This window comes from Citrobacter freundii complex sp. CFNIH2, assembly GCF_002880615.1.
In the GTDB taxonomy this organism is placed as follows: domain Bacteria; phylum Pseudomonadota; class Gammaproteobacteria; order Enterobacterales; family Enterobacteriaceae; genus Citrobacter_A; species Citrobacter_A amalonaticus_F.
This window is the reverse complement of record NZ_CP025757.1, coordinates 3,772,528-3,794,952: the sequence shown is the minus strand read 5'-3', so window position 1 is coordinate 3,794,952 and position 22,425 is coordinate 3,772,528. Positions and strand designations below refer to the sequence as shown.

Here is a 22,425-nt window from a genome sequence, read left to right as displayed (position 1 = left end):
TATTCATTTTGCGTATTTCTAAAAGAAATACGCTGTCCGTTATTTATTTTCAAGGAGCGCAAATAAATGAGGAAATCGACGCTGGCTTTAGCAATAGGTCTGTTATTAATCGCTAATAATGGTTTTGCTAAAACGCAAAAAATGACTCTGGAACAACGGCTCGAACAACTGGAAGCACGACTGGAGGCCGCAGAAAATCGGGCGGCGAAGGCGGAAGGCCAGGTCCAGCAATTACAGACCCAACAGGCAACCGAAATCCGTGAAATTAAGGCGGCGCAGGGCAACACGCCAGTTAACGGCCAGACCCCTCCTGAGGAGACAAAAAAGAATGCCGCGACACCGAATCTGCTGCTTTCCGGTTATGGCGATCTGAAAATCTATGGTGATGTTGAATTCAACATGGATGCGGAAAGTAATCATGGCCTGCTGGCAATGACCAATGCCAATGTTGACCATGATCCGACTAACGAACAGTGGAATATCAATGGCCGAATTTTGCTGGGTTTTGATGGCACACGTAAGCTGGATGATGGTTATTATGCCGGATTCTCCGCCCAACCGCTGGGTGATATGTCCGGTACGGTGAATATCGATGATGCCGTCTTCTTCTTTGGTAAAGAAAATGACTGGAAGGTGAAAGTGGGACGCTTCGAAGCCTACGACATGTTCCCACTGAATCAGGATACCTTTGTAGAGCATTCGGGGAATACCGCCAACGATCTGTATGACGACGGCAGCGGGTATATCTACATGATGAAAGAAGGCCGCGGTCGTTCTGATGCCGGCGGCAACTTCCTCGTCAGCAAGCAGGTGGATAACTGGTACTTCGAGTTAAACACGCTGCTGGAGGAAGGAACTTCACTCTATAACGATGACGAATTCCACGGTCGGAAAATGGATCAACAGAAAAACGTTGCCTATTTGCGTCCGGTTATTTCATGGTCGCAGGATGCGTTCTCTGTCGCTGCCGCGATGGAATCGAACGTCGTCAATAACGCCTATGGTTACACCAACTCAAACGGCAAATTTGTCGATCAGTCGGACCGTACCGGTTACGGTATGACGATGACATGGAATGGTTTAAAGACCGATCCGGAGAATGGCATCGTGGTAAACCTGAATACTGCTTATCTTGATGCCAGTAATGAAAACGATTTTACCGCCGGCCTGAACGCGCTGTGGAAACGTTTTGAATTAGGTTATATCTACGCGCATAACAAGATTGATGACTTTGAAGGGGTGGTGTGTGATGACGGCTGCTGGATTAATAATGAAGGCACCTATGACATTCATACTATTCACGCTTCGTATCAGTTCGCTAACGTGATGAATATGCAAAACTTCAATATTTACCTTGGCGCATATTACTCAATTCTGGATAGCGACGGAGATAATGTGAACGGCGACGATTCTGATAATCGTTATGGTGGTCGCGTTCGCTTTAAATATTATTTCTAAACGAAAAGGCCCGGTAGCGCTGATGTCTACCGGGCTCATCGATTACTCCAGATAAAACACTTCTTTCAGCTCTGCGCTCACCGGGCTGTTATCCGGATTCGCGGGCATGACGTCGCGCATATGCTTCCACCAGCGCTGACAAACGTCAGTGTTGGCAACGGCGTTCCAGCGTTCTTCGGACTCAATCTCTACAGTCGCAAACAGCAAATTGCGCGGCGCATCGAGATAGATCGCGTAATGATGCGCGCCGTGCGCTTTCAGCACGGCTTCCAGCTCCGGCCAGATGGGATTATGACGACGCTGATACTCCTCATGCGCGTCGGCATTCACCTGCATCACGAACGCTTTGCGGATCATAACGCCTCCAGATACAACTCGCGCACTTCGTCACGGCTGGCCGTACGCGGGTTACACGGTGCGCAAGGATCAGCCAGCGCTTTGTCCAGCCAGCCTTCGATATCCTCTTTGGTGACGCCAAGCTGGCTGAAACCTGCCGGAATACCGACACGTTTGCTTAGCGCGCGGATGGCGTTGATCGCTTCCATACTTGCTGCTTCATCGCTCATACCACGGGTATCGACACCCATCGCCTGCGCGATGCGGGCAAAACGCGCTACCGCGTTCGGGCGGTTAAAGTTTTCGATAATCGGCAGCAGGATGGCGTTACAAACGCCGTGCGGCAGGTTATGCGTGGCGCCCGGCTGGTGCGCCAGGGCGTGAACCAGCCCCAGACCGGCGCTGTTGAACGCCATCCCCGCCAGATACTGACCAAACGCCATTTGCTCGCGCGCTTCCAGGTTGTGACCCTCATCGACCGCTTTCGGCAGCCACAGGTTAATCAGGCGAATCGCTTCCAGCGCATTGGCGTCGGTCAGCGGATGCGCGCCAACAGAAACATACGCCTCCACCGCGTGGGTCAGCGCATCCATACCGGTTGCTGCCGTCACGGAGGCCGGGATTTCCAGCATCACGCTGGCATCGTCCACGGCGATATCCGGGATAATGTTCGGATCGATGATGACCTCTTTCACCTGACGTCCGGAGTCGATGATCACTGCGTTACTGGTCATCTCGGCGGCGGTTCCGGCAGTGGTGTTGATGGCAACCAGCGGTACGCCTGGGTTTTTTACTTTCCCCACGCCGGAGTAGGCGGTGGAAGGTCCCGGGTTCGCGGTGAGGATTTTCACGGCTTTAGCGGTATCGATCGGGCTGCCGCCGCCAAAGGCGATGAGGTAATCACAGTTCGCGTCCTGATAAGCCGCGTAGCCTTTTTGCACCAACGCTTCGGTCGGGTTCGGGAACACCTCATCGAACAGATGGTACGACATGTTGTGCTCATCCAGCGCCGCAAACAGACTGTCGAGCAGGCCCAGCTTAACCAGTTGACCGTCGGTGACGATCAGCGCTTTTCCCCATTGTTTATTTGCAACGAGGTTCACCATATCGCCAATCGCGCCTGCGCCGTGCAGACTGATTTTCGGAAGTGCCAGCATAAAGCTCATGTTGTTTCTCCTTAAAGTGATGATATTTCCGGCGGCAAAACTCCATGTCGCCGGAGGGATTCAGATTCGTCGTCGTTGCATCATTCGGCGGGTAAGAATCGGCAGCGAGATCACCACGATCAGCATCGCGCCGATAATGATCGACATCACGATGCCCGGCACGTTGAGCAGGCTCAGGCCGAAGGTCACCAGCCCCATCAGGAACGCTGCGATGATGACGCCGGTCATGCTGCCGGAGCCGCCGAGAATATTGACGCCACCCAGCACCGCCATTGTCACCACGGCCAGCTCCCAGCCCATCGCGATGGTGGGACGCGTACTGCCGAGTCTGGAGGTGAGCAACACGGCGGCCAGTCCCGCCATGAGTCCGACCAGAGCGAATAAAATCAGGTTGTGACGTTTCACGTTAATGCCGGAGTACCACGCGCCCACCGGGTTATTGCCGATGGCGTAGGTGCGGCGACCAAAGTTCGTTTTGTGCAGCAGGAAGGTGAACACTATCGCCAGCACGATAAACAGCGCAAACTCGAACGACAGCGCGCCCCAGACGTAGCCCTGACCAAACCACGCAAAGCTTTCCGGGTAAGCATTCAGCGCCTGATCGCCGAGTAAAATGTAGGTTATGCCGCGATACAAACTCATGGTGCCGATGGTGATCACGATGGATGAGAGGTTAAACCGCGTCACCAGGATGCCGTTCAGCAGCCCGCACAAGAGTCCGGTTCCCAGCCCGACGCAGACCAGCAGGGGCGTATCCATTCCCGCTGCCGCGCAGAACCCCATGGCCGTCGAACTGAGCGCCAGGGTTGACGCCACCGAGAGATCAATTTCCCGGGCGATAATCAGCATCGCCATTGGCAGCACGATGATCGCTTTTTCGGTGAAGTTGAACGTTGCGTCGGAGAGATTCCAGATGTTGAGGAAGTACGGCGAGGCCAGCGCGTTGACGATAAACACCGCCAGGGTGACGGCGAACAGAAAACCTTCCCAGCACAACAGGCGTTGCCAGACCGCGCGCGTGTCGGGGGAGCGTTCGATCGCTTCAGACGTCATCACTTTACTCATGAGTTCACCGCCTGTTTTTGCCGTGCCAGCGCCGCGTTGCGCAGAATTAAGCGGCCTCTGTGTTTATTGCTGCGTTCGTTGAGCAGAACGGCAATCACGATCACTGCGCCGGAAATAGCCATCTGCCAGAAGGGTGAGATGCCAATGACGGGCAATGCGTTATTGATCACGCCAAGGAACAATGCGCCACACAGGCAGCCGAGAACGCGACCGATTCCTCCCATCGTACTGATACCCCCAATCACACAGGCTGCCACAACCTGTAACTCAAAACCGTTAGCTACATCGACATAGGCAACAGCGAATCGGGAAATCCACAGGTAGCCGCAGAAACCGGCGAGGGCGCCCGACAGGCAGAAGCTGACGAACTGCATTTTCCCGGCGTTGATTCCGGTGTAATACGCCGCAGTGGCATTCCCGCCTGCGGTGTACAGCGCCCGCCCTGTGCGGCTGTAGCGCAGGAAGTAGCTCACCACGATAACGGCGGCGATGGCGCACCAGCTCAGTACCGGCAGGCCAAGCAGTGCAAAACGAGGAACGGCGAGGAAGCTGTCGCTCATCTGATGCGAGTTAATCCAGCCGCCATTCGACAGCAAAAAGATAATGCCGCGATAAATGCTCATGGTGCCGAGCGTGACCACAATCGCCGGAATGCCTAACTTCCAGACCAGCAGACCGTTGATCATTCCCATCACCAGACCGCAGACGGTTGCCAGTAACATCAACGCCCAGACGGGGATCTCAGGATGCTGGAAGTTGAGCAGGGCGACGATCATCCCGGTGAGCGCCAGATTAGCGGCCATCGACAGGTCGATACCTTTGGTCAGCAGCACCATCATTTGCCCGAGCGCGAGGATGATCAGAATCGAGGTGTCATTGAAGATCTCGGCCAGGTTGCCGGGAGAGACAAACGACGGGACGCGACTGCCGATGGCGGCGATCATCAGGAGGATGACTGCTGCCAGCAGGGCTTCGCGATGTTTGAGCAGGCGCTGAATCATTATGCGGCCTCCTTACCGATGCCGCTGGCGGCGCTGACAATGGCCTCCGCCGTGGCTTCTCCGGCGCGGTATTGCGCGACCATCAGCCCTTCGTGCATGACGATAATTCTGTCCGCCATGCCCATCACTTCCGGGAGCTCAGAGGAGACCATGATCACCGCCAGCCCTTGCGCCACCAGTTCGGACATAAACTGGTGTACCGCCGCTTTTGAGCCGATATCGATGCCTTTAGTCGGCTCGTCGAGAATAATCACTTCAGGGTGGGTGGCGAGCCATTTACCGATCACCACCTTTTGCTGATTGCCGCCAGAAAGCGTCTCGACCGCCTGACGCCAGCTAAACGCTTTGACCTGCAGGCGTTTAGCATAGCTGTCCGCCAGTTGCCACTCTCGTGCCGCATTGAGCACGCCGTGCGGATTCAGCTTACTCAACTGCGGCAGGCTGATGTTCTCGGCGATACTCATTTCAATGATGGCCCCCTGTTTTTGCCGCTCTTCCGGCACGCAGACAATACCGGCACGAATCGCATCGGCGGGCTGATGAAAATGAATGGCCCGTCCGTTGAGACGGATTTCACCGTGAGAAGGCCGGGATACGCCGGACAGCGCCTGCATCAACTCGGTCCGTCCCGCCCCCACCAGCCCGTAGAAGCCGAGGATCTCCCCTTTTCTCAGGGTGAAATCAATGTGGGCAAATTCAGTGGGATGGCAGAGATCTTTCACCTCCAGCACCGTCTCACCTTTCTCGCAGGCCACTTTCGGGAAGGTCTGGGTAATCGCGCGTCCTACCATCATGGCGACCATCCGCTCTTCGCTAATCTCATGGATGTCGCCGGAACTGACGAATGCGCCGTCGCGCAGAATGGTGTAGTGGTCCGCCAGCTCAAAGATTTCATCGAACTTGTGGGAGATAAACAGAATCGCTTTGCCTTCCTGCTTCAGGCGCTCAACGATTTGATAGAACTCCAGAATTTCGTGTTGCGACAGTGCGGCGGTCGGTTCATCGAGAATCACCACCTGGGCCTCAAAGGAGAGCGCGCGGGCAATGGCCACCATATGGCGCTGGGCGATGCTCAGGGTTTTCAGCGTGGCGCGTGGATCGATCTGCACTTCCAGGCGGGTGAGGATCGCCTGCGCCCGACGGTGCATTTCTGGCCAGTCGAGCTTTTTGAAAAGGCCGGTGTACAGGTACTGGCCGACAAAAATATTCTCGGTCACCGACAGTTCATCGAACAGCACCGTTTCCTGATGAATCGCAGTGATGCCGACTTTATGCGCCGCTTCCGGGTTCGGGAGTTGAATGGGAATGGCCTTGTAGAGGATTTCCCCCTCTTCAGGCTGATAGATGCCGGTCATGACTTTGACCAGCGTGGATTTCCCTGCGCCGTTTTCGCCCACCAGCGCGGTCACTTTGCCTGGCCAGAGATCGAGCTGAACGTTCTCAAGGGCGCGCACGCCGGGGAATATCTTGGTGATCCCATGAAGTTGTAGTAAAGGGGTGGACATGTCAGTTCTCCTCTTCATGTAGCGTTGCCGGATGGCGCTAACGCTTATCCGGCCTACAAAACGTTTCGGTACTCGCCGGCCGGATAAGCACAACGTCATCCGGCGGCGTGACCCTGGGATCAGAAGATTTTTGAGAACTTATCAATGTTGCTGGCATCGTAAACAAATGGTTCAGCCATCGCGCCATTGCCGTCGGCATCCAGTTGCACTTTGCCCAGTTTCCCCATATTGGCTTCGGTTTTGCTGGCGGTGCCTTTGACCAGATCGTCCGCCAGATACGTCGCGGCATAGCCCAGATCGATAGGATTCCAGATCGCAAAACTTTTCGACGCGCCTGACTTCACCGCGCCCGCCATTTCAGACGGCAGTCCGAGGCCGGTCACATACACTTTGCCAATTTTGCCCTGATCCTTCACCGCCTGTGCCGCGGCGACAATACCGACGGAAGATGGGGAGACGATCACTTTCAGGTCCGGGTAAGATTTGAGCAGTCCTACCGCTTCGCGGTAGCTCTTGTCTGAGAGATCGTCGCCATAGGCCACAGTCACCAGGTTGATAGACGGATACTGCGCAAGCACCTTTTTCATCTCCGCAATCCAGATATTCTGGTTGGTCGACGTTGGCGTGGCGCTCAGGATCGCCACATCGCCTTTCTCCACGTTCAATGCCTTCAGCGCATCGGCGGCGAGTTTGACGTTGGTTTCGCCAATCAGGGCGTTATTTGACGGGTTAAGGTGGATCTGCCGTCCCGCAGGCGCGACGCCGGAATCCCATGACACCACTTTGATTCCGCGCTGCATCGCTTTCTTCAGGACGGGCACAACGGCATCGGGATCGTTGGCAGAGATGGCGATCGCATCGACGCCCTGGGCGATCAGCCCATTTAATACTTCGATCTGCGCTTCAGCGGTAGTTGTGGTGGGACCGGTGTAGATCACTTTGACATCACCGATCTCTTTAGCCGCTTCCTGGGCGCCGACGTTTGCCGCTTCGAAAAATCCATTACCTAACGATTTCGCCACCAGGGCGATTTTTACTTCAGCTAAAGCGGAACCGGACAACGCCAGAGCGGCAACGGTGAGGATCAAGCTTGTCTTTATATTCATTGCTTTTACTCCACATCATGTTGATTCCCATAGGGAATGGTTTGGATTTGCAGGTGACAGAGTTCGCCCCGTCTCAGTGAGCGGGGCGCGATGTTGTTATCAATACAGTTCTAATGCACTGGCGAGCGGGGTGACGCCAAAGCGTTTACCCAGCGCGATCAGTTCCTCGCGGCTGATGGTTTGCTTCATACCGCCCATCGACAGCACTTTGACTAACACTTCGGCGGACTTCTCGGCGGTATCGATCAGTCCAAACGCCTCATCCAGCGTCGGGCCGCTGCCGAATACGCCGTGGAACGGCCACAGCACCAGCGAATGTTTCTGCATTTCCTGCGCGGTGGCCTGGCCGATTTCATCGGTGCCCGGCACCATCCATGGCAGAATGCCCACGCCATCCGGGAAGACCACCAGACACTCGGTACTGCCTTCCCATAATTTGCGGGTAAAAAGCGCGGTGCTGTTTTCCAGCACATAGGTCAGGGCGATCAGGTTGGTGGCGTGGCAGTGCATGATCACGCGATCTTTACCTTGCGTGGTCTGGATGCGTTCACAGTGTGACAGGAAGTGTGCCGGCAACTCAGAGGTAGGCACCGCCTCGTTCGTCAGCCCCCATAGAATGTGGTATCCCGCTCCGTCGCTGTCCACTTTCACGATGCCTAAATTGGCGGCGGGATCGAGCTGTACGTTGCGGAAGAATTTACCGGAGCCGGTCACGATAAACGGCGTGTTCGCCAACAGCGGCATTGGCTGGCTCAGGGCAATGTAGCGTGGCGTTGGATGGAAATCGGCGCTGAAAGGGGCAATATCCGCGTCATCGAGACGCAGCGTCAGGTTGCCGCCGTTGCGCTCGTCCCAGCCTTTCAGCCAGGCGTCGGAGGTGGCTTTAATCATCCCCTGGACAAACCAGGCGTCGAGAATATTTTGCATAAAAGATCTACCTGTCTTAGTCAATGCCCGATGTCGCTGCGCTTATCGGGCTTACGATGTTGAGTGTGTCAGTAGGCCGGATAAGCGCAGCGCCATCCGGCAATGATGTGTTAACCGCGTTTGCTCAAAATCTCTTTCTCATAGGCGCGCACGCTCTCCAGCCACTGACTGCCGGCGGGCGTGTCATGGCGCTGGCAATACATCTCCCATACCGCCTGCCACGGCAGACATTTCTGCTCTTCCAGCAGCGCCAGACGTGCGGTGTAATCGCCGTTGGTCTCCAGTTGGCGCAGATGTTCGGTTGGCTCCAGCAGGGCGCGCAGCAGCGCTTTTTTCATATTGCGGGTGCCGATGACCCATGCCGCGATGCGGTTGATGGAGGCGTCGAAGAAGTCGAGACCGATGTGGACGCGATCGAACAGGTTGTGGCGTACGATCTCGCTGGCAATCGCCTGGGTTTCATCATCCAGCAGCACCACGTGGTCGCTATCCCAACGCACCGGGCGGCTCACGTGCAGCAGCAGACGCGGCACATACAGCATGGCGGCGGAGATTTTGTCGGAGATCACTTCTGTCGGATGGAAGTGGCCCGCATCAAGGCACAGCGCGGTCTGGCGGCTGGTGGCATATCCCATGTAGAACTCGTTGGAACCGACGGTGTAGCTTTCTGCGCCGATGCCAAAGAGTTTGCTTTCAACGGCGTCGATATGATGCGCCGGGTTCAGTTTTTCGCTGATGACTTCGTCAAGCGCGTCCATCAGACGCTGACGCGGAGCCAGGCGGTCCACGGTGACATCTTTCATGCCGTCCGGGATCCAGATATTCATCACTGACGGCGTGCCCAGTTGCTCGCCAAAGTATGCGGATACGCGGCGGCTGGCCTTGCAGTGGTCGATCCAGAACTGGCGGATAGTGTCGTCGGCATGTGCCAGCGTGAAGCCGTCAGCGCTCAGCGGATGCGAGAAGCAGGACGGGTTGAAATCCAGACCGAGTTGATGCGCTTTTGCCCACTCCACCCAGTTTTTAAAGTGTTCCGGTTTGATTTTGTCACGGGCGACCGGGGTATCGGATTCCAGATAGATGGCGTGCAGGTTCAGGCGTTTAGGACCTGGGATCAGGCTGAGCGCCTGCTCCAGATCGGCGCGTAGCTCATGGGCATTACGCGCTTTACCCGGGTAGTTACCGGTGGCCTGAATACCGCCGGTGAGCGATCCTTCCGGGTTTTCGAAACCGGCAACATCATCGCCCTGCCAGCAGTGCATTGAGACCGGCAGACGATCGAGCTGGCGCAGTGCCTCCTCGACATCAATACCTACTGCGGCGAAGCGTTGTTTCGCCAGTTCCCAGGCTTGTTCCAGTTGAGTGGTCATGCGCAAAGCTCCTTTGTCTGTCGTTTTGAATGAAATTGCGTCACATAGCGGGCAATCTCACTGTCAGGATTGGGGGTAAACGTGGTCAGGTTGTAATTGGCGGTGACCACCTGGCGGAAGTCATCGACGTTGTTGAGTTCATCCAGCGTCATCAACTGGATACCGATGTTGCCGAGCGTAGACGCTTCAACAGGCCCCGCCATGACGCGAATACCGCAGGCATCGGCGCACAGTTGGTTCAGCAGGGCGTTCTGGCAGCCACCACCGACAATGTGCAGTTGGCTGAACGATTCGCCGCGCAGTGTCGCCAGTTCCTGCAGAACATCGGCGTACAGCAGTGCGAGGCTGTCGAAAATACAGCGCGCCAGTTCCGCGTCGCTATCAGGCACCGGCTGTCCGGACTCGCGACAGGCGGCCTGAATTTCAGCGCTCATGTTGGCGGGGTTGATAAAGCGATCGTCATTCGGGTTGATCAGAAAACGGCAGGCGGGCAATGCGTGCGTTGCGGCAATCAGCGCGGACAGGTCATCCACCTGACGCTCTTTCAGCACGCGCTGTAGCAGCCACAGACCCATGATATTTTTCAGTACCCGATAACGCCCTTCCGCGCCGCCTTCATTGGTGATGTTCGCAGCCAGCGCGGCGTCGTTGGTGTAAGGCGTTCTGCTTTCAAAGCCCATTAACGACCAGGTGCCGGATGAGAGATACGCGCTGTGTTTATCAGCCAGCGGCGAGGCGATCACCGCGCTGGCGGTGTCGTGACTGGCGACGGCCACTACGGGGATCTGATTCTTCTGCGGGCAAATCCAGTAACCAATCACGTTGCCCGGATGCGTCGGGTGACCAAACCAGGCGTTGTCCGCTCCCGTCCACGCCAGCAGCGTCTCATCCCAGTCATCACTGTTGATGTTTACCAGTTGCGTGGTGGTGGCGTTGGTGTATTCCCAGTTCAACTCCCCGGTCAGACGGAAGCTGAAGTAGTCGGGGATCAGCAGGGCATGTGCGACCTGTGAAACCCACTCCGGCTTTTGTTCAACCAGCGCACGCAGCTGGTAGAGCGTGTTGAACGGCAGAAACTGGATCCCGCTGCGTTGATAAATGGCGCATTTACCGAGCTGTTCCTGTGCGCGTTGCATCACGCCCGTGGTACGGCTGTCACGGTAGGAAACCGGCAGCCCGACGCGCTGGCCTTGTTTATCGATCAGGACATAGTCCACACCCCAGGTATCAATACCGATACTGTCAATGCGGATACCTTCATCGCAGACTTTTTCCAGCCCCAGGCGGATGGCGTCTTCGAGACTGTCGAGATCCCAGGTGTCGAAACCGTCCTGCTTTTGCAGACAGTTGACGAAGCGATGGATTTCACGCAGCGTCAGGGTGCGATGTTCACTGTCATAGCGCGCCAGCATTACGCGTCCGCTGGAGGCGCCAAGATCGACAGCGACACAATGGCGAAAAGTCATAGTGAGGTCCTTCTGAGTTTCATTAGGCCCAGTCTAGAAAACCTCGTCATGGCTCACCTTCTTGTTACTGACAGGCAAAATTGGCCGCTGGCAAGAAAGCAAAGGTGAACGTGATAACGTTCACAGTTTCCGGTAATAAGCGCGATTTCCCCTGATGTGACGCCGTCCGCATTTCCGGATCTTTCCCGTCTTTTCTTGAAAAATTGACCCTGTTTGCACGGTTTTATGTCAAAAATTTAAGGTGAGGTGGCTAACCCTTAATTACTATTTCTGACATGTTCATTTGACCTGGATGCCATCATGACCGTACTGCACTGCGTGGATTTTTTTCCATCAGGTAAAGCGCCTGTGGCCATTGAGCCCCGGCTACCCCAGTCCGCTTTTCCAGAACATCATCATGATTTTCATGAGATTGTGATTGTGGAACATGGCACCGGTATTCATGTGTTCAATGGACAGCCCTATACCATCAGCGGCGGTACGGTCTGCTTTGTCCGCGATCATGACCGACACTTGTATGAGCATACGGACAATCTTTGTCTGACCAATGTGCTCTACCGTTCGCCCGATGCGTTCCGCTTTCTGGCCGGGTTGGATCAGTTACTGCCGCAGGAACAGGATGGCGTGTATCCCTCCCACTGGCGGGTGAATCAGAGTGCGCTACAACAGGTGCGCCAGCTGGTGGCAAAAATGGAACAGGACGGCGATGAGAGCGATCTCCCCGGCGTGGCCAATCGCGAAATTCTGTTTATGCAACTGCTGGTGCTGTTACGCAAAAGTAGCCTGATGGAAGGGGCGGAAAATAACGATGCGCGCCTGAACCATTTGATGGCCTGGCTGGAAGATCATTTTGCGGAGGAGGTCTGCTGGGAGGCGTTGGCCGATCGCTTCTCGCTTTCTCTGCGCACGCTGCACCGCCAGTTGAAACAACAGACCGGGCTGACGCCGCAGCGCTATCTCAACCGTCTGCGCTTAATCAAAGCCCGCCATCTGTTGCGTCATAGCGATGAAAGCGTTACAGAAATCGCCTATCGCTGTGGTTTTGGCGACAGTAACCACTTTTCGACCCTGTTTCGCCGTGAATTTGACTGGTCGCCGCGTGACATCCGCCAGGGACGAGATGCGTTACTTCAGTAACGCGAATGCTATCAACGTTTTTCACCGCCAGAATGTTAATAATCATCAATCTGTGATGCCGGATGGCGACGCGGTGGCGTCTTATCCGGCCTGGGTGTTGACGTAATTTGCGGGCCGGGTAAGGCGAAGCCGTCATCCGGCAAGGAATATTCAGGTGGTGAATCAACTGATTCTTCTAAAAGACGACTTCTTTGCGAATGCCGGACAGGCCGTCGCTGTCGCCGATCGCTATCCGCAGGATGTGTTTGCCGAACATACGCATGATTTTTGTGAGCTGGTGATCGTCTGGCGCGGTAATGGCCTGCATGTGCTCAACGACCGTCCCTATCGCATTACCCGTGGCGATCTATTCTATATTCGCGCTGAAGACAAGCACTCCTACACCTCCGTTAACGACCTCGTGTTACAGAACATTATCTATTGCCCGGAGCGGCTAAAGCTGAATCTGGGCTGGGAGAACGCGATCCCGGGTTTTAACGGTACGCCGCGGCAACCGCACTGGCGACTGGGTAGTGTCGGTATGACGCAGGCGCGCCAGGTGATAAGCCAGCTTGAGCATGAAAGTAACCAGCATGATCCGATCGCCAACGACATGGCGGAGCTGCTCTTTGGCCAACTGGTGATGACGTTGAAGCGTCATCGCTATGCGACCGACACGCTGCCGGCGACCTCCAGCGAAACGCTGCTGGATAAACTGATTACCGCGCTGGCCGCCAGTCTGGAACGTCCGTTTGCGCTGGATGCCTTCTGCGATCGGGAAGCGTGCAGTGAACGCGTGCTGCGCCAGCAGTTTCGTAGCCAGACCGGAATGACAATTAACCAGTATCAGCGCCAGGTCCGTGTCTGTCATGCGCAATATTTGCTTCAGCACAGCCGTCTGATGATCGGTGAGATTTCGATGAAGTGTGGGTTTGAAGACAGTAACTACTTTTCTGTGGTGTTTACGCGGGAAACCGGGATGACGCCCAGTCAGTGGCGTCATCTCAGTAATTCAACGGATTAGCTTGCCATACCCAGACCGACAATGTTGGCGGCGATGATGATCACCACGCATCCCAGACTCAGGACGCTGACAGGACGACGTCCGGCGTTGTTCCACTCTTTCAGTACCAGACCGACGATACCGCCGCACAGCACGTAGAAACTCATGTGCAGCATCCAACTGATGTAGTCATATTGCGCCGGAATGCGCGCGTGGCCCCAGGCGTAGAAAAAGAACTGCAAATACCACATCAGGCCACCCAGCGCGGACAACAGCACGTTGGTGATGATAAGCGATTTTGCCAGTGAGAAGTCGGCTTTTACCGACAGGTTCTTCACTTTTGCCAGACGAATAAAACAGAAGCCCAGGTTGACCAGCGCGCCGCCGCCCATGATCACCACGTAGCTTGGCAGGGCGACATACAGCGGGTCGACACCCAGCGCCGCGGCGGCTTCATGCATCGGCTTCGCGGCGTTCATCGCAAATGACATGCCTGCGGAGAAAATGCCGCACATTACCGCCAGCAGCAGCCCTTTTTTCAGGTTGAAATCTTCGGCTTTGATGCCCATTTTGCGCTCTTTGAGCTGGCCCGCGCGGGTGACGATCCCGACGCCAATCAGCGCAACCAACACCCCGAGCAGCGTCATACGCCCGCCTTCGGTGTTAATCAACACATCAAAATTGCCGTTGATGATAGGAGTCATCAGCGTACCGACAATCAGCGTGATGCCAATGGCAATGCCAATCCCCATCGACATGCCGAGGTAGCGCATGGTCAGACCGTAGTTGATATTGCCGATGCCCCACATTGCGCCGAACAGAAACACCGGAAGCAGAGTGGAGAGGCTGAACGAACGGTAGTAGGCCCAGAAGTCGGGCAGCAGCATGGCGCTGATGGTCCACGGAAGGATCAGCCAGGAGACAATCCCGCCGACCGACCACATGGTTTCCCATGACCACTGTTTCACTTGTTTGAACGGGGCATAGAAACAGGCTGCACTGGCCGCACCTATCAAATGCCAAAAAATACCCATCGTAATCGCGTTACTCATCACATCATCCTCATTGTTTTTATCGTCGTTTCTACCCTTCCGACGTCATGAGTTTAAAAATTGCGCAGATGTATAACCTTTTGCCGATTGCCGCGATTTTCCCTTTCTGGCAAAGACCCGGTTAAGTGGGTGATATGGCTCACATAATCAGCAATAGACGCTAATGTAATAACCTTAGTAAAAGTACGGCATTGATAATCATTTTCAATATCATTTAATTAACTATAATGAACCAACTGCTTACGCGGCGTTAACACCCGGCCGCTCGACAATAATGGAGATGATTATGAGTTATACACTGCCATCCCTGCCGTACGCTTATGATGCGCTGGAACCGCACTTCGATAAGCAGACGATGGAAATCCACCATACCAAACACCACCAGACCTATGTAAACAACGCCAATGCGGCGCTGGAAAGTCTGCCTGAATTCGCTAACCTGTCTGCTGAAGAGCTGATCGCTAAACTGGATCAGGTACCGGCCGACAAGAAAACCGTTCTGCGTAACAACGCAGGCGGTCACGCTAACCACAGCCTGTTCTGGAAAGGCCTGAAAAAGGGCACTACCCTGCAGGGCGATCTGAAAGCGGCTATCGAACGCGATTTCGGCTCTGTTGATAACTTCAAAGCGGAGTTTGAAAAAGCGGCCGCAACTCGTTTCGGTTCCGGCTGGGCCTGGCTGGTGCTGAAAGGCGACAAACTGGCGGTCGTTTCAACCGCAAACCAGGATTCCCCGCTGATGGGCGAAGCGATTTCTGGCGCGTCCGGCTTCCCGATTGTGGGCCTGGACGTCTGGGAACACGCTTACTACCTGAAATTCCAGAACCGTCGTCCGGACTACATTAAAGAGTTCTGGAACGTGGTGAACTGGGACGAAGCGGCTGCGCGTTTCGCTGCAAAAAAATAAGTCTTATTTAACAAGACATCGCGTTTATATGACCCCGTCGGCGTGGCCGGTGGGGTTTTTTTGTGATCAAAATCGAATCGAAAACAGTGATCCACAAAAATTGAAACATTGTTTTGTTATGTGGTGGGGATCACTTTTATTATTGTGCTGAATGTCTATCGTTGACACATCTTTACATCGGAAGGTGATGGAAATGCAGATTAAACGCACGATAGAAAAAATCCCTGGTGGCATGATGCTCGTCCCTCTGTTCCTGGGCGCGTTGTGTCACACGTTCTCTCCTGACGCGGGGAAATATTTTGGCTCATTCACCAACGGGATGATCACCGGCACGGTGCCTATTCTGGCCGTGTGGTTCTTCTGCATGGGGGCCTCCATCAAGCTGAGCGCGACGGGTACCGTCCTGCGTAAGTCCGGGACGCTGGTGGTGACTAAAATTGCCGTGGCGTGGGTGGTGGCGGCGATTGCCTCGCGGATTATTCCTGAACATGGCGTGGAGGCAGGATTCTTTGCCGGGCTGTCGACACTGGCGCTGGTTGCGGCAATGGACATGACCAACGGCGGGCTGTACGCGTCCATTATGCAACAGTACGGCACCAAAGAAGAGGCCGGGGCATTTGTTCTGATGTCACTGGAATCTGGCCCGCTGATGACGATGATCATCCTCGGTACGGCCGGGATTGCGTCGTTTGAACCGCATGTGTTTGTCGGCGCAGTGCTGCCTTTCCTGGTGGGCTTCACGCTGGGTAACCTGGACCCGGAACTGCGCGAATTCTTCAGTAAAGCCGTCCAGACGCTGATCCCCTTCTTCGCCTTTGCGCTGGGTAATACCATCGATCTGAGCGTGATCGCACAGACCGGTCTGTTGGGTATTCTGTTGGGTGTGGCGGTGATTATCGTCACCGGTATCCCACTGATCATTGCCGATAAACTGATTGGCGGCGGTGACGGTACAGCAGGGATTGCCGCCTCCAGCTCAGCAGGGGCTGCAGTGGCGACACCGGTACTGATCGCAGAAATGGTGCCCGCGTTTAAACCGATGGCGCCGGCTGCAACTTCGCTGGTCGCTACCTCGGTGATTGTGACATCAATCCTGGTGCCGATTATCACCTCCATCTGGTCGAAGAAGGTCAAAGCAAAAGTGGCGACAGTCGAAATCCAGAATGCAGTGAAATAATACAATAAAGCCGGATAGCACTACGCTTATCCGGCTTGTTTTTGCGTCATAACAAGGCCTGGTGAATCTCACCGGGCCTTGTCTTTTAACGACCAAACACCTCATCAATCGTTCGGCAATCGTGTTCGTTTAACTCGCCGCCCGCATTGCGTGAAACCCCCGTGCAATAGCCAAACTTCCGCGATACCACCGTCTTGATGGTGGTGACGAAATCTTCGCCGATAGCATAAATCGACATGTACACGCCAATTTTCTGCTGAATGTCGCGAAGGGCCGCCAGGTCACCGGCCTTGAACGCTTCACGCGCACTGACAAACAGCTCCGGCATCACGTTGTTGAGTCCAGAGATAATCCCCGCGCCGCCAGCCAGCAGATTGGGAATAAAGTACTCGTCATAGCCTGAGAGGACAGCAAAGTCGTCACGCACGGCCTGAGTTGCCTCGATCATTCTGCGGGTATGCGACTGACAGTCAACGGTATCTTTGATCCCGGCAAAGTTCGGGAACTCGCTGGCAAGCTGGGCGACCAGATCCGGCGTTAAATCGCTGCCGGTGCGCGGCGGAAAGTTGTAGGCGAACCATTTACCACTAAGCTTTTGTCCCAACTGGCGGAAGTAGCTCAGCAGCTGCTTCGGCGTTTGACCGTAGTAATAGGGCGGCAGAACCATCACTGCATCGTAGCCCGTACGATAGGCTTCCTGCGCCATCCGCAAGACATCGTGGATGCAGGTGGAGGAGACGTTAGCCACCATCTTCAGCGAGCTCATGGCGCGCGCCTCGCGAATCAACAGCAGGCGTTCGTCGAGGGTGAAGGAAGCGAACTCCCCGATACTGCCCATCAGCAAAATTACGTCGATTTTTGCGTCAGTCAGGCGTTGAAGGTGTTGGCTCAGACCGTTGAGATCGATATTACCATCCTGATCCATTGGCGTAATGGAGGGGCACCAGACGCCAGCAAACTGCGTTTGACCTGTCACGTTGTTGACTCCTTATTATGAAATGGCGTTTCAAAATCACTTCCATTGATAGCATGGATATCTGCGCGTCGTGTGAACCTTGCTCTCATTTTGCGCGGTTGAGGTAAAATAATTGTGGTTAAATAGGGCAAATTTATCGGGGAGAGGGACCAGATGCGATATCCAGTAGACGTGTTCAGCGGCAAGATTCAGGACTACGCGGGAAGCCGCCCCAGTGCGATTGGCAAAATTCAGGTCGATGGCGAACTGATGCTGACGGAACTGGGTCTGGAAGGCGATGAACAGGCAGAAACGAAAATCCACGGCGGGCCCGATCGTGCGCTATGCCATTATCCGCGCGAGCATTACCTGTACTGGGCGCGTGAATTCCCGGAGCAAGCGGATCAATTCGTGGCCCCGGCGTTTGGCGAGAACCTCTCTACCGATGGCCTGACGGAACAAAATGTTTATATCGGCGATATTTTCCGTTGGGGCGAAGCGCTGATTCAGGTCACTCAGCCGCGTTCACCGTGCTTCAAGCTCAATTTCCACTTTGGTATCAGTGATATGGCGAGCCTGATGCAGAACTGCGGCAAAACGGGTTGGCTGTGCAGCGTGATTGCGCCTGGCATGGTGTCAGCCGATGCGCCACTGGAGTTGCTCTCCCGCGTTAGCGACGTCAGCGTGCAGGAGGCGATCGCCATAGCCTGGCATATGCCTTTTGATGATGAACAGTACCATCGTTTACTGTCAGCGGCAGGGCTGTCGAAGAGCTGGACGCGAACGATGCAAAAGCGTCGTTTAAGCGGCAAAATCGAAGATCAATCACGGCGTTTGTGGGGAAAATAAGCGCTGCTATCCGCAACGGAAAAAATGCCTGATGGCGTTACGCTTATCAGGCCTACCGTTCGTGGAGAGTTGTAGGCCGGATAAGGCGTTTACGCCGCTATCCGGCACTATACCGTTACGAACGTTTATACAGCGGCAACCAAATCACCAGCCGTAAACCGCCCAGCGGGCTGTCTTCGGCTTTCACCCAGCCGCGATGCTGCTGAATGGCGGTTTCTACAATCGCCAGACCCAGACCGGTGCCGCCGGATTCGCGATCGCGCGCTTCATCGGTACGATAGAACGGGCGGAAAATCTGCTCACGGTCTTCCGGACTGACGCCAGGACCATCATCATCCACCGTGATCGTAATCCCGTCTTTATCCACCGCGAAGCCGACTTCAATCTTCGTGTGTGAATAGCGCAGGGCGTTACGGACGATGTTTTCCAGCGCACTTTCCAGCGCGTTCGGGTTACCGTACAGCGGCCACGGTCCCGGCGGGAAATTCACCGTGAGCGATTTGCCCATCTGTTCGGCTTCAAAGGCGGCGTTATCCAGCACCTCGCCCCACAGATGATTGGCCTTCATCGTTTCGCTGACCAGCGCGTTTTTCTGCTGATTGCGCGACATGACCAGCAGATCGTTGATCATGCTGTCCAGACGCTGCGCTTCGGTCTCAATACGCTCCAGTTCCTTACTCTCGCCGCTGCGGCGACGCAACAGCGCGGTCCCCAGTTGCAGACGGGTGAGCGGGGTTCTCAGTTCGTGTGAGATATCAGACAACAGACGCTGTTGCGTGGTCATCATCCGTTCCAGCGCGGTCACCATCTGGTTAAAACTGGCGCCTGCGGCAAGAAATTCCTGCGGGCCGGCTTCCAGTTCCGGATGCTGACGCAGGTTACCCTGAGCCACCTCATCCGCCGCGTTTTTCAACTTACGCGCCGGTTTCGCCAGGCTCCACGCCAGCCATAACAACAGCGGGGAACTGACTAACATCGTGACAATCAGCAACAACAGCGGGCGGTCAAACAGCAGGTTGATAAAATCGGATTGGGAACTGCTGGCCGGTCGAATCAGGTAAAGCTGGTAGTTATCTTCCCCGTCTCTGACGGAGAAGGGCCCCACCATTTCAACGCGACCGTACTTTTTCTTCTGCGGATGATCGGCGTTGTCCGCCTGACCAATAAAGTTACGAATGATCTGCATTTCACTACGTTCTGCGCCGATCACGCGTCCTTCGGTGGTCACAAGCAATAACCGCTGTCCCGGCGGCGCCCACTTGTCAATCGCACGGAACAGGCGACGCCACCACATTAAATCATTGGGTGGATCGTTCGCGAGTTCAGCTTCTACGTGTTGCTCAATCATTAACCCCTGGCGCTGTTCGCTGTCCAGTAGCTCGGTCATCTGGCGTGAGTCGAGCTTGGGTAACATCAGTACCAACATCAACACCAGTGCCAGCGTCAACCAGAAGATGGCAAAGATGCGCGCGGTTAAGCTCCCTATCATGAAGCGGAAACCATCAGATAGCCGCGACCACGCAGGGTTTTAAACCACGGATGCCCGTCTTTCCGCTCCGGCAGTTTGCGCCGCAGGTTGGAGATATGCATGTCGATGGCACGGTCGAAAGGCGTCAGGCGTTTACCCAGCACTTCCTGGCTCAAATGTTCACGCGATACCACCTGGCCGAGATGCTGCGCCAGCAGATAGAGCAGGGTAAATTCGGTACCGGTTAACTCCAGCGTCTGGCCATCAAAGCTGGCTTCCTGGCGGCCCGGGTTAAGGCTAAGGGCATCCACTTCCAGCGTCGGCGAACCGTTATCGCTGCTCTGCTGCTGCTCGCTCCAGTGTGAACGACGCAGGATCGCGCGGATACGGGCGACCAGTTCACGATCGTTAAACGGTTTCGGTAAATAGTCATCCGCACCCAGCTCAAGGCCGAGTACGCGATCCAGTTCGCTGCCGCGGGCGGTCAGCATAATCACGGGGGTCTGGTGTGTCTGGCGAAGCGCTTTCAGCGTATCGATACCGTTTTTCTTCGGCATCATGACATCAAGCAAAAGTAAATCAATGCTGTCGTCCAGAAGCTCAAGCGCCTGCTCCCCGTCATGGGCAACCAGCACATTGAAGCCTTCCATTTCGAGCAGCTCCTTTAACAGGGAAGTCAGCTCTCGGTCATCATCAACTAACAGGATTTTATTCATTGTTTAAGTACCTCCGAGGCAGAAATTACGTCATCAGGCGTCGCTAATCCATGACTTTACGTTGTTTTACACCCCCTGACGCATGTTTGCAGCCCGAATCGTAAACTGTCTCTCGTTGAATCGCGACAGAAAAGATTTTGGGAGCAAATGATGCGCAAAGTTACCGCTGCCGTCATGGCCTCAACGCTGGCACTCAGTACGGTTAGCCATGCAGCTGAAGTCGTTACAGGCGATAACTGGCACCCGGGTGAATCCCCTGCGCCGCGCACTGTACAAAGCCATATGTTTGACGGCATAAGTTTAACCGAACATCAGCGTCAACAGATGCGAGATCTGATGCAGCAGGCCCGACATGAACAGGCGCCTGTTAATGTTAGCGAAATGGAGACGATGCATCGTCTTATTACCGCAGAAAATTTTGATGAAACCGCGGTACGCGCTCAGGCAGAAAAGATGGCGCAGGCACAGGTTAGCAGACAGGTCGAAATGGCCAGAGTCCGCAACCAGATGTATCGCCTGCTTACCCCCGAGCAGCAAGCGGTTTTAAACGAGAAGCATCAACAAAGAATGGAGCAGTTGCGCGACGTGACGCAATGGCAAAAAAGTTCTTCGTTGAAGTTATTGAGTAGTAGCAACTCACGTTCCCAGTAGTAAACCCTGTTTTCCTTGCCATAGACACCATCCCTGTCTTCCCCCACATGATGTGGGGGTTTTTTTTGCCTGTAAATTGTCACTGTCATAATCACTGACTGTCTTACACCATCCGTTATACTACCGGCATAAGAGGGCAGGAGTGTTTATGAATCAATCCTATGGGCGGTTAGTCAGTCGGGCGGCCATTGCCGCGACAGTGATGGCGTCGCTGTTACTTTTGATCAAAATTTTTGCGTGGTGGTATACCGGATCGGTGAGTATTCTGGCGGCGCTGGTCGACTCGCTGGTAGATATCGCCGCGTCGCTCACTAACCTGTTAGTGGTGCGCTATTCGCTGCAGCCGGCGGATGATGAACATACCTTTGGTCATGGCAAAGCGGAATCGCTGGCCGCGCTGGCGCAAAGCATGTTCATTTCCGGTTCGGCGCTGTTTTTGTTTTTAACCGGTATCCAGCATCTGATTTCACCTACGCCGATGAAGGATCCCGGCGTGGGGGTTGTGGTAACCATTATCGCCCTGATATGTACTGTGGTGCTGGTCTCGTTTCAGCGCTGGGTGGTGAAGCGGACGCAAAGCCAGGCAGTACGGGCAGATATGCTTCATTATCAGTCTGATGTTATGATGAACGGTGCGATTCTCGTGGCGCTCGGTCTGGCCTGGTACGGCTGGCATCGCGCGGACGCATTGTTTGCATTGGGGATTGGCATCTATATTTTATATAGTGCATTACGCATGGGCTATGATGCCGTCCAGTCGTTACTGGATCGCGCATTACCCGATGAAGAACGTCAGGAAATTTTTGACATCGTGACATCATGGCCGGGCGTCAGTGGTGCTCACGATCTCCGTACGCGGCAGTCAGGGCCGACCCGCTTTATTCAGATTCATTTGGAAATGGAAGATAATCTGCCGCTCGTTCAGGCGCATGTTGTGGCTGAACAGGTAGAGCAGGCGATTTTACGGCGTTTTCCGGGCTCCGATGTCATTATCCATCAGGACCCGTGTTCCGTCGTCCCCAGGGAAGGCAAAAGGTTTGAGCTTTCGTAAGTGAGCGTAAAAAAAGAGAGCCAGGCCCGCATTTTGTGTATAAATTACCGCCATTTGGCCTGACCTGAATCAATTCAGCA

Annotated in this window: 21 protein-coding genes; 8 read left to right on the top strand and 13 right to left on the bottom strand. The window is 54.9% G+C overall.

Annotated features, from left to right (window positions below):
- The first annotated feature begins 66 nt into the window (after positions 1–66).
- Positions 67–1,458, top strand: a complete 1,392-nt coding sequence (locus WM46_RS18610) for a carbohydrate porin (protein WP_102603006.1) — start codon at positions 67–69, stop codon at positions 1,456–1,458.
- Between the two features lie 42 nt (positions 1,459–1,500).
- Here WM46_RS18610 and rhaM read toward each other — a convergent pair whose 3' ends face one another.
- The 9 genes from rhaM to rhaB all read right to left on the bottom strand — a co-directional run bounded on the left by rhaM (position 1,501) and on the right by rhaB (position 11,400).
- Positions 1,501–1,815 (bottom strand): L-rhamnose mutarotase, encoded by a 315-nt coding sequence (rhaM, locus tag WM46_RS18605; protein WP_102603005.1) that lies wholly within the window; start codon positions 1,813–1,815, stop codon positions 1,501–1,503.
- Entirely contained in the window at positions 1,812–2,960 is a 1,149-nt protein-coding gene (gene fucO, locus WM46_RS18600) for a lactaldehyde reductase (protein ID WP_061075692.1), read from the bottom strand. Before fucO ends, rhaM begins: the two co-directional genes overlap by 4 nt.
- A 60-nt stretch (positions 2,961–3,020) precedes the next feature.
- Entirely contained in the window at positions 3,021–4,025 is a 1,005-nt protein-coding gene (locus tag WM46_RS18595; protein WP_102603004.1) for an ABC transporter permease, read from the bottom strand.
- Positions 4,022–5,026, bottom strand: a complete 1,005-nt coding sequence (locus tag WM46_RS18590; protein ID WP_102603003.1) for an ABC transporter permease — start codon at positions 5,024–5,026, stop codon at positions 4,022–4,024. Before WM46_RS18590 ends, WM46_RS18595 begins: the two co-directional genes overlap by 4 nt.
- Positions 5,026–6,531, bottom strand: a complete 1,506-nt coding sequence (locus WM46_RS18585; protein ID WP_102603002.1) for a sugar ABC transporter ATP-binding protein — start codon at positions 6,529–6,531, stop codon at positions 5,026–5,028. The genes WM46_RS18590 and WM46_RS18585 overlap by 1 nt, the downstream gene beginning before the upstream one ends.
- A gap of 119 nt (positions 6,532–6,650) precedes the next feature.
- Positions 6,651–7,637: a rhamnose ABC transporter substrate-binding protein gene (gene rhaS / locus WM46_RS18580; protein ID WP_102603001.1), complete on the bottom strand. Its 987-nt coding sequence runs from the start codon at positions 7,635–7,637 to the stop codon at positions 6,651–6,653.
- A 99-nt stretch (positions 7,638–7,736) separates the two neighbouring features.
- Positions 7,737–8,564, bottom strand: coding sequence for a rhamnulose-1-phosphate aldolase (gene rhaD, locus WM46_RS18575; protein ID WP_102603000.1), 828 nt, complete (start codon positions 8,562–8,564; stop codon positions 7,737–7,739).
- A gap of 110 nt (positions 8,565–8,674) precedes the next feature.
- Positions 8,675–9,934, bottom strand: a complete 1,260-nt coding sequence (gene rhaA / locus WM46_RS18570) for an L-rhamnose isomerase (RefSeq protein WP_102602999.1) — start codon at positions 9,932–9,934, stop codon at positions 8,675–8,677.
- Positions 9,931–11,400, bottom strand: a complete 1,470-nt coding sequence (rhaB, locus tag WM46_RS18565) for a rhamnulokinase (protein ID WP_061075686.1) — start codon at positions 11,398–11,400, stop codon at positions 9,931–9,933. The genes rhaA and rhaB overlap by 4 nt, the downstream gene beginning before the upstream one ends.
- 300 nt (positions 11,401–11,700) lie before the next feature.
- Here rhaB and rhaS (WM46_RS18560) point away from each other — a divergent pair, with 300 nt between their 5' ends.
- Positions 11,701–12,537, top strand: coding sequence for an HTH-type transcriptional activator RhaS (rhaS, locus tag WM46_RS18560; protein ID WP_102602998.1), 837 nt, complete (start codon positions 11,701–11,703; stop codon positions 12,535–12,537).
- A gap of 154 nt (positions 12,538–12,691) precedes the next feature.
- Positions 12,692–13,540 (top strand): HTH-type transcriptional activator RhaR, encoded by an 849-nt coding sequence (gene rhaR, locus WM46_RS18555; protein WP_061075684.1) that lies wholly within the window; start codon positions 12,692–12,694, stop codon positions 13,538–13,540.
- Here rhaR and rhaT read toward each other — a convergent pair.
- Entirely contained in the window at positions 13,537–14,571 is a 1,035-nt protein-coding gene (gene rhaT / locus WM46_RS18550; RefSeq protein WP_061075683.1) for an L-rhamnose/proton symporter RhaT, read from the bottom strand. The two genes, rhaR and rhaT, sit on opposite strands and share 4 nt — an antisense overlap.
- A gap of 286 nt (positions 14,572–14,857) precedes the next feature.
- Between rhaT and sodA the strand changes: the two genes are divergently transcribed.
- Together sodA and kdgT are read left to right on the top strand one after the other, a co-directional pair.
- The gene (sodA, locus tag WM46_RS18545; RefSeq protein ID WP_044257452.1) at positions 14,858–15,478 is read left to right on the top strand and encodes a superoxide dismutase [Mn]; all 621 of its coding nucleotides are present in this window, start codon (positions 14,858–14,860) and stop codon (positions 15,476–15,478) included.
- A gap of 193 nt (positions 15,479–15,671) precedes the next feature.
- The gene (kdgT, locus tag WM46_RS18540) at positions 15,672–16,655 is read left to right on the top strand and encodes a 2-keto-3-deoxygluconate transporter (protein WP_061075682.1); all 984 of its coding nucleotides are present in this window, start codon (positions 15,672–15,674) and stop codon (positions 16,653–16,655) included.
- An 85-nt stretch (positions 16,656–16,740) separates the two neighbouring features.
- Here the strand turns inward: kdgT and WM46_RS18535 are convergent, their stop codons facing one another.
- Positions 16,741–17,631 (bottom strand): dihydrodipicolinate synthase family protein, encoded by an 891-nt coding sequence (locus WM46_RS18535; protein WP_061075681.1) that lies wholly within the window; start codon positions 17,629–17,631, stop codon positions 16,741–16,743.
- A 153-nt stretch (positions 17,632–17,784) separates the two neighbouring features.
- On the opposite strand from WM46_RS18535, the gene yiiM reads away from it, so the two are divergent.
- Positions 17,785–18,459, top strand: a complete 675-nt coding sequence (yiiM, locus tag WM46_RS18530) for a 6-hydroxyaminopurine reductase (protein WP_061075680.1) — start codon at positions 17,785–17,787, stop codon at positions 18,457–18,459.
- A 115-nt stretch (positions 18,460–18,574) separates the two neighbouring features.
- Here the strand turns inward: yiiM and cpxA are convergent, their stop codons facing one another.
- Positions 18,575–19,948, bottom strand: a complete 1,374-nt coding sequence (cpxA, locus tag WM46_RS18525) for an envelope stress sensor histidine kinase CpxA (RefSeq protein ID WP_044328277.1) — start codon at positions 19,946–19,948, stop codon at positions 18,575–18,577.
- Positions 19,945–20,643: an envelope stress response regulator transcription factor CpxR gene (gene cpxR / locus WM46_RS18520; protein WP_001033731.1), complete on the bottom strand. Its 699-nt coding sequence runs from the start codon at positions 20,641–20,643 to the stop codon at positions 19,945–19,947. The genes cpxA and cpxR overlap by 4 nt, the downstream gene beginning before the upstream one ends.
- Before the next feature lie 150 nt (positions 20,644–20,793).
- Here cpxR and cpxP point away from each other — a divergent pair, with 150 nt between their 5' ends.
- Positions 20,794–21,294 carry a cell-envelope stress modulator CpxP gene (cpxP, locus tag WM46_RS18515; RefSeq protein WP_061077946.1) on the top strand — a complete coding sequence of 167 codons (501 nt, stop codon included), beginning with the start codon at positions 20,794–20,796 and terminating at the stop codon, positions 21,292–21,294.
- Between the two features lie 148 nt (positions 21,295–21,442).
- On the top strand, positions 21,443–22,345 hold the full coding sequence (gene fieF, locus WM46_RS18510) for a CDF family cation-efflux transporter FieF (protein WP_061075679.1): 903 nt from the start codon (positions 21,443–21,445) through the stop codon (positions 22,343–22,345).
- Positions 22,346–22,425: the final 80 nt, after the last annotated feature.

Excerpts from the sequence above, each read along its gene's own strand:
- rhaD (WP_102603000.1), bottom strand. The coding sequence starts at position 8,564 with ATGCAAAATATTCTCGACGCCTGGTTTGTCCAGGGGATGATTAAAGCC.
- WM46_RS18590 (WP_102603003.1), bottom strand. The coding sequence starts at position 5,026 with ATGATTCAGCGCCTGCTCAAACATCGCGAAGCCCTGCTGGCAGCAGTC.
- yiiM (WP_061075680.1), top strand. The coding sequence starts at position 17,785 with ATGCGATATCCAGTAGACGTGTTCAGCGGCAAGATTCAGGACTACGCG.
- rhaM (WP_102603005.1), bottom strand. The coding sequence starts at position 1,815 with ATGATCCGCAAAGCGTTCGTGATGCAGGTGAATGCCGACGCGCATGAG.
- fieF (WP_061075679.1), top strand. The coding sequence starts at position 21,443 with ATGAATCAATCCTATGGGCGGTTAGTCAGTCGGGCGGCCATTGCCGCG.
- kdgT (WP_061075682.1), top strand. The coding sequence starts at position 15,672 with ATGCAGATTAAACGCACGATAGAAAAAATCCCTGGTGGCATGATGCTC.
- rhaA (WP_102602999.1), bottom strand. The coding sequence starts at position 9,934 with ATGACCACTCAACTGGAACAAGCCTGGGAACTGGCGAAACAACGCTTC.
- rhaS (WP_102602998.1), top strand. The coding sequence starts at position 11,701 with ATGACCGTACTGCACTGCGTGGATTTTTTTCCATCAGGTAAAGCGCCT.
- WM46_RS18585 (WP_102603002.1), bottom strand. The coding sequence starts at position 6,531 with ATGTCCACCCCTTTACTACAACTTCATGGGATCACCAAGATATTCCCC.
- cpxR (WP_001033731.1), bottom strand. The coding sequence starts at position 20,643 with ATGAATAAAATCCTGTTAGTTGATGATGACCGAGAGCTGACTTCCCTG.
- sodA (WP_044257452.1), top strand. The coding sequence starts at position 14,858 with ATGAGTTATACACTGCCATCCCTGCCGTACGCTTATGATGCGCTGGAA.
- cpxA (WP_044328277.1), bottom strand. The coding sequence starts at position 19,948 with ATGATAGGGAGCTTAACCGCGCGCATCTTTGCCATCTTCTGGTTGACG.
- rhaS (WP_102603001.1), bottom strand. The coding sequence starts at position 7,637 with ATGAATATAAAGACAAGCTTGATCCTCACCGTTGCCGCTCTGGCGTTG.
- rhaT (WP_061075683.1), bottom strand. The coding sequence starts at position 14,571 with ATGAGTAACGCGATTACGATGGGTATTTTTTGGCATTTGATAGGTGCG.
- rhaB (WP_061075686.1), bottom strand. The coding sequence starts at position 11,400 with ATGACTTTTCGCCATTGTGTCGCTGTCGATCTTGGCGCCTCCAGCGGA.
- fucO (WP_061075692.1), bottom strand. The coding sequence starts at position 2,960 with ATGAGCTTTATGCTGGCACTTCCGAAAATCAGTCTGCACGGCGCAGGC.
- WM46_RS18595 (WP_102603004.1), bottom strand. The coding sequence starts at position 4,025 with ATGAGTAAAGTGATGACGTCTGAAGCGATCGAACGCTCCCCCGACACG.
- cpxP (WP_061077946.1), top strand. The coding sequence starts at position 20,794 with ATGCGCAAAGTTACCGCTGCCGTCATGGCCTCAACGCTGGCACTCAGT.
- WM46_RS18610 (WP_102603006.1), top strand. The coding sequence starts at position 67 with ATGAGGAAATCGACGCTGGCTTTAGCAATAGGTCTGTTATTAATCGCT.